Annotated in this window: 9 protein-coding genes; 3 read left to right on the top strand and 6 right to left on the bottom strand. The window is 65.7% G+C overall.

From position 1 onward, the window contains the following. The first annotated feature begins 167 nt into the window (after positions 1–167). Positions 168–2,909, top strand: coding sequence for a glycoside hydrolase family 3 C-terminal domain-containing protein (locus H9L22_RS00045; RefSeq protein ID WP_187721099.1), 2,742 nt, complete (start codon positions 168–170; stop codon positions 2,907–2,909). Here H9L22_RS00045 and H9L22_RS00040 read toward each other — a convergent pair. The 6 genes from H9L22_RS00040 to H9L22_RS00015 form a co-directional block, all read right to left on the bottom strand. Continuing rightward, complete coding sequence (locus tag H9L22_RS00040) at positions 2,906–3,079, bottom strand: hypothetical protein (RefSeq protein ID WP_187721098.1); 174 nt, start codon at positions 3,077–3,079, stop codon at positions 2,906–2,908. The genes H9L22_RS00045 and H9L22_RS00040 overlap by 4 nt on opposite strands. Before the next feature lie 246 nt (positions 3,080–3,325). Continuing rightward, positions 3,326–3,694 (bottom strand): transposase family protein, encoded by a 369-nt coding sequence (locus H9L22_RS20100; protein ID WP_187721097.1) that lies wholly within the window; start codon positions 3,692–3,694, stop codon positions 3,326–3,328. A gap of 55 nt (positions 3,695–3,749) precedes the next feature. Further along, positions 3,750–4,127: a DUF7919 family protein gene (locus H9L22_RS00030; protein WP_187721096.1), complete on the bottom strand. Its 378-nt coding sequence runs from the start codon at positions 4,125–4,127 to the stop codon at positions 3,750–3,752. A gap of 84 nt (positions 4,128–4,211) precedes the next feature. Continuing rightward, on the bottom strand, positions 4,212–8,354 hold the full coding sequence (locus H9L22_RS00025) for an RHS repeat domain-containing protein (RefSeq protein WP_187721095.1): 4,143 nt from the start codon (positions 8,352–8,354) through the stop codon (positions 4,212–4,214). Beyond that, entirely contained in the window at positions 8,291–10,492 is a 2,202-nt protein-coding gene (locus H9L22_RS00020) for a hypothetical protein (protein ID WP_187721094.1), read from the bottom strand. The genes H9L22_RS00025 and H9L22_RS00020 overlap by 64 nt, the downstream gene beginning before the upstream one ends. Before the next feature lie 46 nt (positions 10,493–10,538). Then, the gene (locus H9L22_RS00015; RefSeq protein ID WP_226965997.1) at positions 10,539–11,738 is read right to left on the bottom strand and encodes an IS30 family transposase; all 1,200 of its coding nucleotides are present in this window, start codon (positions 11,736–11,738) and stop codon (positions 10,539–10,541) included. 265 nt (positions 11,739–12,003) lie between these two features. Here H9L22_RS00015 and H9L22_RS00010 point away from each other — a divergent pair, with 265 nt between their 5' ends. Both H9L22_RS00010 and H9L22_RS00005 read left to right on the top strand, forming a co-directional pair. Continuing rightward, positions 12,004–13,155, top strand: a complete 1,152-nt coding sequence (locus tag H9L22_RS00010; protein ID WP_187721093.1) for a hypothetical protein — start codon at positions 12,004–12,006, stop codon at positions 13,153–13,155. Continuing rightward, positions 13,047–13,700: a hypothetical protein gene (locus H9L22_RS00005; RefSeq protein WP_187721092.1), complete on the top strand. Its 654-nt coding sequence runs from the start codon at positions 13,047–13,049 to the stop codon at positions 13,698–13,700. Before H9L22_RS00010 ends, H9L22_RS00005 begins: the two co-directional genes overlap by 109 nt. Positions 13,701–13,738 lie beyond the last annotated feature (38 nt).

Genomic DNA, 13,738 nt, shown 5'->3' with positions numbered 1-13,738 from the left:
GACGTGGGTGGGAATTGCGTTGATCATGCTCGCTACTTCACTTCCTTGTGAGCCGGATGGTCTTTATCGAAACGCTTCGATATGCTGACCATAGATCATCGACCAATCGGGCGCAACCACTTTCCAGGGCCGTTGATTCCCTACTTCACTGTCGAAGGAGCCTCCCTATGACCCCGTCGCTGAACCGCGACCACCTCGTCGCCCTCGTCGATGCCCACCTCGCGGGACTCGACGACGCCACCGTCGTCGCCCTCCTGCATCAGGTGCAGCCGGCGCTGCCGGAGCTGGGGCTCCGCGAGTTCCACACCGGCGCGGAGGCCCTCCACGGAGTGGCCTGGCGGGGCACGGCGACCGTGTTCCCCCAGCCGCCCGGCATGGCCGCCGCCTGGGACGCGGACCTGCTGCGCGAGATCGGCGCGGCGACCGCGTCCGAGCAGCGCGCCAAGCACGCGGCCGACCCCGTGGAGAACTCACTGAACGTGTGGGCCCCGGTCGTCAACGCCCAGCGGCACCCGCTGTGGGGCAGGAACGAGGAGGGGTACTCCGAGGACCCGCACGTCACCGCGGAGTGCGCCATCGCGTACGCCTCCGGGCTCCGCGGCGACCACCCCGTCTTCTGGAAGACCGTCCCGACGCTCAAACACCTGCTCGCCTACAACAACGAGCTCGACCGGTGCACGTCGTCGTCGAACCTGCCGCCCCGCGTGCTGCACGAGTACGACCTGCCCGCCTTCACCGAGCCGGTGGCCGCCGGGGTCATCGGCGGGGTGATGGCCGCGTACAACCTGGTCAACGGCCGCCCGGCGCACACGTCGCAGGAGCTGTACGGGGCCCTGCGGGAGCACGCGCCCGACCTCGTGGCCGTCTCGGACGCGTATGCGCCCACGAACCTGACGGAGGCGGAGCGCGCGTTCGCGACACCCGCCGAGTCACACGCGGCCGCCATCCTGGCCGGCCTCGACTCGTTCACCGACCGCGACGCGGACAGCTCGCACACGATCGGCGCGATCACCGCGGCCCTCGAGCAGGGCCTGCTCTCAATGGCGGATGTGCGGATGGCGGCACGACGGCTGCTGCTCATGCGCGCCCTCACCGGCGAGCTGACCCCCGGGGCCGATCCGTACCGCGACATCCCCGCCGACGCGATCGACACCCCGGGGCACCGGGAACTCGCCCGGCGGTCGGTCTCCGCACAGGTGGTCATCCTGGACAACGACGGCGTCCTGCCGCTGCCCACCCGCGGACAGCTCGGCGTGTTCGGGCCGCAGGCCGACGTGGTCCGCCACGACTGGTACTCCGGCACCCCGCCGTACATGAGCACCATCGCCGACGCCGCCGCCGAGACGCACGAGGTGCTCCGCCACGACGGCGCCGACAGGGTGATCCTGCGGTCGCCCCACACCGGGCTCCCGCTGACCCGGGCCGCCGACGGGGTCCTCGTCGCCGACGAACTGCGTCCCGACGCCGACAACGTGCTCGCGTTCACCGACTGGGGCGCCGGCGCGTGGACGATCCTCCACGACGCCAGCGGGTTCCTCGTGCGTGGATCCGACAACGGCATGGTCCACGTGGACTCGACCCGTCCCGGCGGCTGGGTCGCCCATGAGGTGTTCGGGAGACACGTGCACGCCGACGGCACCTGGTCGCTGCAGCACCTGGGCTCGCGGCGCTGGTTGCGTACGGAGAGCTGGGGTGGGCTCGTCTCCGCGACGGCCGACACGTTGGAGGGGGCGGACAGGTTCGCCGTCGAGGTCGTCAGCGGCGGTGTCGACGAGGTGGCCCGCCTGGCGGCCGGCTGCGACACGGTCCTGGTCGCCGTCGGCAACGACCCGCACATCAACGGCCGCGAGACGGCCGACCGTCCCTATCTCCATCTCCCGCCCGCACAGCAGGAGCTGTGGGCTGCAGCCCGGGGCGCCCAGCCGGCCGCCGTGCTGACGATCGTCTCCTCCTATCCCTACTCGCTGGAGGGCGTCGCCGATGGCGCCGGTGCGATCGTGTGGACGAGCCACGGCGGTCAGGAGCTCGGTCACGGGCTGCTGGACGTCCTCGACGGTCGGGTCGAGCCGACGGGCCGGGTCGCCCAGACGTGGTGGGCCGACGAGGCGCACATCGGCGACATCTTCGACTACGACATCATCGGCTCCGCCATGACGTGGTGGTACAGCCCACACCGGCCGCTGTATCCGCTCGGCCATGGCCTGACCTACGGCGAGGTCCGCTACGACGCCGTCGAGGTGATGGCCGGCGCCGCGGCAGCCGCGGTGACTGTCACCAACGTCGGCGGCCGGGTAGCCCATGAGCTGGTGCAGGTCTACGCCGTCAACGAGGATCCCCGGATCGGGAGGCGGCTGCTGGGGCACGCGCGCGTCACGGTGGAGCCCGGCGCCCGGGAACGGGTGGAGGTTCCGCTGCGGCCGGACCGGCTGCTCATCTGGGAGCCTGTCGCGGCCGCGTTCGCGCCGGCGGCGACGCCGTGGCGGGTCGTCGCCGCCCCGTCGGCGGGGCTGGACGGCCCGTCGGTCGCGCTGGAGGCCCCGCTCGGCGAAGAGCGTGTCCACCAGCTGCCGCTGCAGGCCTGGCACGCGCCGCTGTGGCGCGACGTGGTCGGAGTACCGACCGGGCTGCTGGCGGGGACCGCCTACCGGGCCAGGCGTGGCGACGGCGAGCTGACGTGGCCACACGTCGAACCCCTGCCCGGGGAGCTGAGGCTGCTCGTGCGTGCCGACAAGGGCGCCGGCGGGGAGATCGTCGTCTCCGCCGGAGGCAGGAGCGTCACCGTCAGTCCAGAGCCGGCCCGGGAGGGCGAGTGGCACGAGGTCGCGGTCGCCTCGCCGGCGCCGGGCGCCACCGCCCTGACCGTGCGCCTACACGGCACGACGGCGGTCGCGGAGGTTCGCACCGGCTAGTTCCCCCCGCACTCCAGGAGGCCGGTGGCCGCCTTCAGCCGCAGCACCCGGGCGGCGGAGGCGGTCACCCGCTCCTCGAAGGCGGGATCGACCTCGGCCAGGGTGTCGGGGACCATCCCGAAGTTGCGGTCAGCGACCGTAGCCGGCCTGCCGGCGGCGACGCTCCGCACGAGCCTCGTCGGACTACGACCAAGTTCGTGACATCCACGTCACCGACGACGAAGTACTCACTATTTCCGGGTCCGAGGCGACGCCGAGATTGGCCGCGACCCGGGCGATGGACATCCTGTCGACCACGATGGACTTGACTGCCTGCATGACCGATCCACGCGACAGCCTCGGGGACCATCCCGAAGTTGCGGTCAGCGACCGTAGCCGGCCTGCCGGCGGCGACGCTCCGCACGAGCCTCGTCGGACTACGACCAAGTTCGTGACATCCACGTCACCGACGACGAAGTACTCACTATTTCCGGGTCCGAGGCGACGCCGAGATTGGCCGCGACCCGGGCGATGGACATCCTGTCGACCACGATGGACTTGACTGCCTGCATGACCGATCCACGCGACAGCCTCCCCTTCGACGGCGCCGCCGCCCTCACGTCATGGCGCCACACCCTGCCGCACGGCCAACACCGGTATCGCGGGACCACCACTTCCAGGATCGTGGGCTTCCAGCCGAACGGGACATGCGCCAACCGGCGCAGCACCGCATCATGCCGGACCCCGGCCCGGCGCAGCCCGGACACGTCCGAAGGCAAACGCCCGCGATGCGTGATGCGCACCACGACTGATTCCGTCGGACACACCATTCCGCCCCTGCGACTACCGATGGCCAAGCGATCAAGAAGGATACTGCGCCAGCACAGCCTCACAGAAGACCGCAGGCGGACGATACCCGTGAGCATCAATATAGTGAATGATCAACGTTGGCGCGGCGAAAACCTGCTCACGATCACGAACCCAGATTTCAGCATCACCCAAGTTGACGAACTTCCCGGGATCTTCTGCCCCAGTCACCGAGATTGGAGACTCCTCCGTGCAAAATTCACAATAATGATAACCCCTCATCCGTTCCTCCGGCTCGAAGGCAAGATGAACGAGCCTGTCACGAACCCGCGGATCACATCCACCGGTCGTGAACGCATGCCCAGCCTCCAGCCAGCCAACCGCCACCCTTCCATCCCCATCCGGCAAAGACGTCAAGTCCTCGAAATACATTGCTCAACACTCCTTCAAGACCAAAAACAACCTAAATACCAGCTCTCAACAGCCAGACACAACACTACCATTCTATGCCGCCACCTAGTCACGTCGCCGGCGGGCGCCGAACTTGCGACACGAAGCCCAATGGACGATACCCATCCCGGGTTTCAACAGTTCCGCCAAGTCAGTTGCATCTTCAACAAGCACCGACCCCGAAGCAACCTTCAAATCTTTCGGAGCCATTAGCGTGTAGTTGAGAACTGTCCCACCCGGCCCGACAGCTTCAACGTGAGCCAGTTCCTCCCCCAACTCGACTTTCAACCCCACCGAGTCCACAATCCCCTCACCATCCTCAGCATAGAACTTGATCGTGGTCCCTTCAGGCACGGTCACCTCACCCGACCCTAGGCGGTACTCACCATGCCCCGCGAAGACTGTTTGACCATCAGCACGGCCACCCTGCACGACCTCACGTGCATACTGACCACCATTTGACCCTCGGGGCGACCGCACGGAAGCGCCCCGTACACTCGCGGGATTGGATTTCTTAAGAGCCGACTTCACCGACGTGACACTCTTGGCCGCGCTAGCCTTCACCGACCGCATGGCGTGAGCGCCCGTCGACTTCACCGAGTTCACCGCACTCTTCGCGGCCTGCTTCACCGCGGCCTTCGTCACGCCCTTCACGGCAAGTTTCGCTGCCAGCTTCAGAGCTCCCTTTGCCGGCGAGATCAAGCTCGACACCGTGTCGACCACCATCGCAGTCGTATAGCCAGCCCTATACGCAGCCGAGTTCCGATTCACCCCCATCCTGTCCTCGAACCGCGAATAAGCGTTCATCGCCCCATTCGCCCACCGCGACGCCGTCTGAGACGCCTCCGACCACTTCTTCCCCGACACCCACAACGCCGCCGTCGCACCCAACTGCCCCATCTCGACAGCCGACTGCACCACATACTTCCCAGCACCCGCGACGAAATTCTTCCCCGCGTTCAACACCGACTTCCACGACCACGCACCCGACGGATCAGCATCATTGACCGGATCACCATTGGTATACGAATAACCATTCAACGACAACGGATTCGACGGATCCAACACCGGATCCACCGAAATGAACCGGCCCGTCTGCGGGTCATACTTCCGCACCCCCATATCAACCAGACCAGTCGAAGAATCCACCGGCTGATCCAGGAACCCCCGCCCGTTCACCCACGGCCCCTTAGCCATGGCAACCTCGATGCCATACGGGTCACTCACGCGCCTCGTCACCGTGGCAAGGTTGCCCCAGTCAATCGCGGTATGGCTGGTGCCCACCTGATCCGAGAAGAACGCCCTCACACCATCAGGACTGCGCTGCGCGATCGTCTGCCCGTCATACGAGTAGTACCGGGTAGCCTTCACCGTCGACCCGGACAACACCAGATCCATACCCGGCAGGAACAGGGTGGTCCCCGTCGGATCAGTGCGCAGCACCTCAGAACCGGCCGCGCTGTAGACGAACCTAGAGACCTGGCTCCCCGCACTGACAGACGCCAGCGAACCATCCGGGTTCCACACATTCGTCTGGGTGCTGCCAGCGACCGTCCGAGACACCGTGTTGCCCGCCGCGTCGTAGGTGTACGAGGCTGTCTTCGTCATGGTGCCCGTCACCGTCGCGTGGCTGGTCAACGCATGCGCGTGCCCTGCGGTCCCGTAGGCGTAGGTAGATGAGGAGGGCACCAGAGCCGACGCGGCGACAACCTTGTTCACCTTCGAGGTCAGCCGGTTCCCAACATCATCAAACGTCCACGACTGCCACAGCGGCATCACGCCACCAACCTGGCTGTTCGCCGTCGCCGTCGGGGCCGTCTGGCATTGATCCGTCGCCGTCCACGCATCAGTCAACCGCTGAAGCGGATCAAACTTGTAACACACCGTCCGCACGTTCGGCTGACCCGAGGCGGCATAGTGGAGCCCCGAATCAATCCGGGTGATCTTGCCGGCCTGGTCGTAGGTGTAGGCGTGGCGGGCAACCTGAGGCTGCGCCGATGCCGCCGACAGCGTGGAGGAGGTGACCTGCAGCGTCTCCGGGTCCTGGGTGGTGGACCACACCAGGGTTCCGCCCTCCCGCCCAGTGACCTGGGTCGTCTGCCCAAACGGGTTGTAGACGGTCTCGGTGACGTACTGGTTGGCCCCCGTCATGGTGGTCGCCAGGCCTTGCGCGTCATACCCGTAGGTCAACGTCTCGGCCGCGAGCCCCCCGGCCGCAGGCAGAGTGGCCGTCTTGATACTCCCCGTCGGCGTGTAGCTGACGGTCGTGGCATAGGAACCCGCCAACGCACCTTCACTCGCAGGCACCGTCGTCTTCGTCCCGGTAGGCAGACCGAAGCCGTTGTAGCCCGTGACCTCCTCAACAAGCACATTGGCCTGATTGCCCCTCAGATACGTCTTGGCGAGGGTCGGCAGACCCGGCTTCAGGGTGTCGTAGGTCCACTCCCCCTGCAGCACCAGCGGAGAGCCACTGCGCACCGACGTCTTGCGCCCAAGCACGTCGTAGCCGTAGACCACCGCGCCAGCACCGCCGCGGGCATCTGTAGTCGACAGCAACTCGCCCGTGTGGTTGTAGGCAAACGTGCTGGTCCCGGCATCAGGGTCACTCGACGAGATCAACCGTCCCGCCAGGTCATAGCTGCTCGTCCACACCGCCCCGGAGGCATCGGTCAGCTTGACCATCTGCCCGTCGTGGTCGTGCTCGTACTTGGTGGACGTGAAGGTTCCCCCGGTCACGGTACTTCCCGAGACGGTGGGCGCGGTCTTGTAGAGGCGCAGCTCGACCGTGTTACCGAGGGAATCGAAGACGGCCTGGGTTGTGGTACCCCCCGCCGGCGGGATCTGGGTGATCCGGTCCCCGCCGTAGATCGTCTTTGACCGTCGCGACTCCACCAGGCCGCGATACGAGATCGTCTCGACGGGACGACCAGCCTGGTCGTACTTGGCCACCGTGCGCGAGTCGATGGTCGAGTCGGCCGTGGTGACCAGGGACGCCGCCGGCGCCCCGAGCGCATACCAATGGTTGTTGGTCTTAACAGCCCAGCCGTGCGAGTCGTAGGCCACGTCGTCAATTACCCGGCCCCCGCCAGCGGCATCGCTCTGGGTCTGCACAAGTTGCGCAAACTTGTCGAAGAGCTGGATCGTGGTCGTGTAGGTGATCGCGGACCCGTCGGAGACGGCCTGCTGGGTGGTGATGGCATCGACGCCGTTGGGAGACACGGCGTAGGTGTGCTTCGTGGTCGCCGGCCCGCTTCGGGGAAAACCGGGCTCCCACACTGCCACGATCCGCCCCAGCGCGTCATACTCCACCTCGGTGACCATCCCGGCCACTGTCGTCACCTTGGTCGGCCGTCCACGCAGGTCGAGGATCTGGGTCTGGGACTGGCCAAGCGGGTTGGTGGTCTTCATCGACGTGGCCACACCGCTGGCGGGCGTGAAGCTGGTCGTGAAGGTCCGGCCGACCGTGTCGGCTGGGCCAGTGTATTCGGTGGCGCTCACCGCCCGCCCGTACGCGTCGAAGGTGTTCTTCGTGGTGGCGTACTCGACGGTCCCGGCCGTGTTTGTCACCGCGGAACTGCCCTGCGTCATGTTGCCTGCGCCGGGAACCGCACCAAGTGTTGTGGAGCCGTCATAGAAGTAGCGCTGCGAGTCGAGCAACTCTCCCGTCGGCGCGCCGGACCCCGGGCACGCGCCCGCGTACCGGTTCTGCTCCGCAGGTAGCAGCAGGATGTTGCGCGTCGGGTTGGTGGCGTAGCTGGTCGTGGTGCAGACGGAGGGCTTCCCGTCGGCGCTCTCGGTGACGGCCAGGGCACGGCCCAAGGAGTCGAACCGCGTCGCCGTGGTGACGGCATGCGTGCCGCCAGCGGCGATCGTGGAGATCGACCGGTTACGCGGCGAGACAGTCACGACCGCCTCTGCCGCCGGTAGACCGGTCCGCGCGTGAGTCGCCGTCGTAGCCACCTTGAGGAACTCGGAGAGACTCTTACTCAGCAGCGTGGCACCGTCAAAGGTCTGCGTCTCGTAGACCTGACCGTTGAGATACTCGTAGTCCGTGGCGGACTCGCCGAGCGAGTTGGTGACCGTGACGCTTCGGGAGCCACTGGGGAGCTGGTCGCCATGCATCCCGCGGAAATACCAGGTCTTCGTCAAAGTCTGCTTATCGGCACCATTGACCGTATTGACCGTGGGATCACCGGTCCGGGTCTCCACGTCTCCACCTGCTGATAGCCGCGGAACTGGCCATAGGTGCGGTCGGCCGCCTTCACCAGCTCGTTGTCGTCGAAGCGCCAGGCCGGCGTGCCCACGTAGGTATAGGAGCTGAGCTGCGATGGCGACACACCCGCCGGGTCGATCGTCCGCACCGCCTCGACCACGTACTTGTGGAAGAAATCCACGGACGAGGTGCTCTGCCCTGGGGAGGCCCACTTCACCGGAAAACATCGACGGGTGTTGTCCTGCAACGACCCCGTGTTCGGGACGCTGGAAGCGGTGCAGTCCTTGGTGGAGTACGTCACCTGGGTAACGGCACCGTTCTCCGCGACGATGGAGGACACCCGCCACATCAGCATCGGGGCGAGCGCACGATAGCCATCGACGCGGTTATCCATCAGGATCCCATTGAAAGTAACGGGCGGCTCAGTCAGCGCGGCGCCAGACTCCGTGTAGCCCGTGTGAGTGATCGACTTCAACCACAGCGCCTTGTCACCATCGTCCGGGTAGGATTGCTCGAGGGCATAGCTGTCCAGCTTCTTCAGCGAGCCGGGCTGCCCGGCATACATATCGACCCTGATGAGCCGCTTCCGAGACCAGAAACTCGGTGCCCAGTTGTTACAGACCCCAGACGCGGCACAAGCCTGATCCTGGGGCGTATCAGGCCAATAGATGGCGTTGGCTGCCGTGAACAGGGCCTCGGCGCAGGTGAACGCGCTTGTGGGGATGCAGCGCTCCGCCATCGTGAACTCGATCTTGGCGGTGGCGGAGGCACCGTAGACGGATCCAGACCTGTTGGTCAGGCCGTACTCGATCCGCTTCAACGAACCGCCACGCACATACTGCACCAAGGTCGAGCCCAGGTTCGCGTTGTAGTAGTTGGTTTCCTTGTTGTAGTAGTACATCGCCGCATTGCCGTTGGCATCCTCGACATAGTCGAGGTTCCATCGCCAGGCCTGAATGCATCGCGAACTGGCAAACCCGGCGCTCGAGTAGCAGGGATCACCCGCCTTTACCCCGTAGACCGGCACTGTCCAGGTGGATTCGGTCGGCTCCTGGGTGGTCCGGCCAGGGCCATAGTTACGGCCAAACTCGTAGACGGTTCCGTCGGGCATAGTCAGGCGCCAATACTCGCCGTCCTTAGCGCCGTTATCGGCCCCCGTGCGCCGCTCCACGAGGGTGCCGTTGTCCTCCTGCGGATGCCACGTTCCCGAGGCATCGTCCTTAATCAACGTCGCGGAGTTGGCCCCAAGTGACAGGTTCAGCACCTCACCCTGCCAGCAGAGATCCTGACGCCCGGCACCTGCGGTGGTGTCGGCGCAGGCGAGATAGCTGCGCTCGATATACCCCGCCTCGTAGCTCCACCCCTGGCCGATCCATCCGGGCTGGTTGTTCGTCGACGCGATCCGCCCATCGACGACGGCAGAGTTGTAGGAGATCGCCACATCAGGCGTGACCTCACTCTGGTTTCCAGCCGGTGGTGTGATCATCGGATAGCTCCAGGTGAACGCGCCGGTACCTCCCGAGACCCCCCATTTCGACGAAGGGGCAAGCGAGGAGGCCGCGAACGAACCGTTCGAGCCCGAGGCGGCTGCCGCGAGAGCAACGACAGTCCTTGCAGCCCTGGCATTCGAACCCGCGGTCGAGTCTTCCACGACGGTGTCCGCGCTGACGAAGCCGCCGTCCGCCTCGGATAGCTGGGCCGAGACGGTCTGCCCAACCGGGTCGTTGACGCTCGGCAGCGGGGTCTGGACCTGACACTGAGGATCCTCCGGAGTGGTAAGTGCACACTCAGGCAGCGAGACGGCCGTGAGACGCTCACCAAACCCCGCGCCACCCGCGTCGGCGAACCCCTCGTAGCCGATCGTCACGGCGAGGTCCGCCTCATCCACGGCCGTTGAGACAGCCACGACGACCCCGTCCACCCCGAGCTGCTCAACCTCGGCCCGGGCCAACACCTCAATATCGGCGCCCCCTGCAGCCTCGACCGCCACCGGCAGTCCACCGACCTCAACCGGAGTTGATGCGCTCTCGTCATTGACTGCCGTCTTGGCATCGGGCCACTCCGGCAACTCAGGAGCCGAGGCCGTTGGCTGCTGGCCCTTGTCCGAGGCCGCCTCAGGGTCGTCCACCGCCACCAGCGGCTTCCAGACTTGAGGCTTGGGCGCCCAGTTCTTCGGAATCTCAGACTCGTCGGCCCCAGCGGGCGGGGCGGCCGTAAGGACCAATCCAAGGCAGACAAGAAGGGTAGTAAGCACGACGGGGAGACGCCGAAGACCTGCCAGCACCATTGCTACTCCAGACCCCGGCGGTGTCAATTCGTCGAAGCAACATCGGCTGCGAGGAGGGCTTCGAATTTTTCTCTTGGGGTGTAGAAGCCAAGGGATGCTCGGGGCGGTCGTTGAGTTCATCAGCGATCGCGTCGAGGTAGGCCTGGTTGCTGGTGATGTAGGTCCCCTTGGGTAGGTACTCCCGGATCAGGCCGTTGGTGTTTTCGTTGGTGCCCCGTTCCCATGGCGAGCGGGGATGGGCGAAGTAGACAGGCAGGTTCACAGCAGCGGTCAACCGGGCATGCTCGGCCATCTCTGTGCCCTGGTCCCAGGTCAGCGAGGTTCGTAGTACCTCAGGGAAGGGCCACATCCGCTCGGCCACCGTGTCGGCTACCGCGACGGCTTTCTTCCCTTCGGGAAGGCCGCAGATGACTGTGAAACGGGTGACGCGTTCAACCAGCGTGGCTGCCGCTGATTTGCCGTGGGCACCGATGATCAGGTCTCCCTCCCACGCGCCGGGGATCCTGCGTTCGGGGACGTCAGCGGGCCGGTCATCGATCGAGACCATCGCGACGATCGGCGCTCCGCGCCCTTCCTTTGAGCGTGGTTTACGGCTGGTGCGCTTGGACCTGAGCATCACCGAGTTACGGGCCAGCTCGCCCTTGGGGAGGGCGTAGATGAACCGGTAGATCGCCTCATGGGAGACCTGAGCACCATCAGCGGGTGTGGAGTGGACCATGGTCTCCACAGTGGGGTCAGTGGCCTCCAGACGCAACCGTCCAGCGATCTGGCGTGGTGTTCGGGATCGTTTCAGGTCGCCCAGCACGCGGGCCCGCAGTACCGGGTCGGCATCGATTTTGCGGGTCTGGGGGCGTCGGCGGCGGCGCTGGGCCTCGACGTCGGCTCGGACCACGCGGTAGCCGCAGGTCTTGGTGGCGTTACGACGGACTTCACGGCTGATGACGGACGGGGCCCGGTCAAGGTGGACCGCGATCCGTCGGATACCCCAGCCGGCCTTCAGACCTGTGGAGATCTCGGCCCTGTCGTGGGCGGTCAGTGGTCGTCGTTGCGTCACGCCGGAGAACCTCTCATCAACCTGCAGTGTTGCTTCCACGGTATGACACTGCCCCCAGCATCGCCACCATTTGCCTCAATTGCTGGACTTGCCGGGAACCCTAACAGGCACACCCCGGGCGATAATCGTCGGGGCCCCCATTAGCCGACCCCGTCGGAGAATCAATTACCCTGCCAGGGCATGATGCTGTCAGCCACTCGCTGAAACCACCTCGGTTATGGCCGAAGGTCACGACTGACCTCGCCGGAACACACTAAGCTCACCGACCCTGACCTTCGAGACCCGCTCCGATGGGAGCACGCAAATGGTGTCGTCGACGGGTGACGCGCTGCTCGTCTCTCCAGCCCCGATGATGTGGGACTCAACCGCTGCCGCCGGCACAGAGCCGAGCGCAACCTCGAGCGGGGACTCCCTCATTGAAGTACCGGTGGAGGCCGAGTCGATCCAAAGGCACACGACAGTTCTCACCCTGACACCCGAGGCCGAGGAACTCACTGGCGCGGACGTCACCTACCCGGTCTTCATCGACCCCTCGATCGGGCCGAGCCGCCTGAACTACCTCGTCGTCCGAAGCAACGCGTCGTCCTACTACAACAACAGCGCCGAGACCCTGCGCGTCGGCTACTGCGGCTGGTCCGGCTGCACGCCCTACTACTCCGCGCGCGCCTACTTCTCCTTCAACATTGCGACACTCAAGACGTGGGAGGGCGCCAACCCCGTAATCGCAAAGGCCACGCTGAACCTCAACCAGGTCCACAACGGCTCCGCCGCATCCTCCAACGTTCAGGTGCATCAGGCATCCGCGTTCAACAGCTCGACCGCCTGGCCCGGCCCCCTCGGATCGCTCCTCGAGACAGGAGGCCGGGCGGGAGTCGGCGGCCTGCAATTCACTTCGGCGAACCTCGCCAACTATGTGAGCGCCAGCGCCAAGAGCGGCGTGATCAACTTCGGGCTGCGCGCCCCCAACGAGTCGGACAAATACGGCTGGAAACGCTTCGACAACAACCCGTCACTGACAGTCCAATACATCTTCCCAGCCGGCACACCAACGGGGCTCACACTCGGCAACGCCCTGGCCTGCACAGGCCGGACCTACGCCAGGACCAAGCAGCCAACCTTCTCCGCCACCGGCAGGGAATTCAACTCCAACGGCCCCGTGCCCATCGACGTCCAGTTCCAGATCCTCCAAGCCACTTCCGACACCCAAGTCGGGGCACTCGGCACCATCAGGACCCAGCGCGGCGTCAACGTTTCCTGGACGACGGGATCCACCTTGGCCGACGGCGACTACCGAATCCGGGCCCGCACCGTCACCGCCCTCACAGATGGCACAAGCAGCACCAGCCCATGGACAACACCGGTGCCCTTCACCGTCGACACGACCGTCCCTGCCATCCCGGACATGAAGTCGTTCACCCATCCATCGGCCGCGAATCGGTCACAGCGGACCCGGTAACGGTCGTCGGCGATCACACAGGAGGAACCTTCACCCTGAGCGTACCCAGCGACAGCCGGATCACCGGATACGCCTACGCCTTCAACTCCACGACAGTCCCTTCCACCACGGGCCATACGTGCCTGTCTGCGGGCCAGGTAACCGACGCCACCCGAGGAATCATCAAGGCCAGCAACGGAACCGCGACCCTCACACTTCCCCCGGGAGTCACCGGCACCAGCACCCTGACCGTCAAGGCCATAGACGAAGCCGGCAACTCCAGCGCTGTCACCGTGCCCTACACATTCACGCGCTCAGCAACCGAGACCCACTACCAGGAAATGGAAACCAGAGGCCTGACACTTCCAGGCGACACCGCATGGACGATCAACAGCCAGCCCATGCTCTCCGGCGGCTCCCAACTCTCCGCTCCCAACCCCACGATCGGCAACCGCTACTCCGCCAGGTTCACCGTCCCCACCACCGGCACCTGGGCACTCCAGCCCCAGATGGTCAAGGCCAACAGCTACGGCAAGGTCCAGTTCGAGGTGGACGGCAGCCTGTAGGATCACCGACGACTTCACCGGAGTCGTCGACCCCATCG

It is taken from the genome of Tessaracoccus defluvii (genome assembly GCF_014489575.1).
GTDB lineage: Bacteria > Actinomycetota > Actinomycetes > Propionibacteriales > Propionibacteriaceae > Arachnia > Arachnia defluvii.
The sequence above is the reverse complement of the archived record's forward strand: the minus strand, read 5'-3'. Positions and strand labels throughout refer to the sequence as shown.

Excerpts from the sequence above, each read along its gene's own strand:
- H9L22_RS00045 (WP_187721099.1), top strand. The coding sequence starts at position 168 with ATGACCCCGTCGCTGAACCGCGACCACCTCGTCGCCCTCGTCGATGCC.
- H9L22_RS00005 (WP_187721092.1), top strand. The coding sequence starts at position 13,047 with ATGGACAACACCGGTGCCCTTCACCGTCGACACGACCGTCCCTGCCAT.
- H9L22_RS00010 (WP_187721093.1), top strand. The coding sequence starts at position 12,004 with ATGGTGTCGTCGACGGGTGACGCGCTGCTCGTCTCTCCAGCCCCGATG.
- H9L22_RS00030 (WP_187721096.1), bottom strand. The coding sequence starts at position 4,127 with ATGTATTTCGAGGACTTGACGTCTTTGCCGGATGGGGATGGAAGGGTG.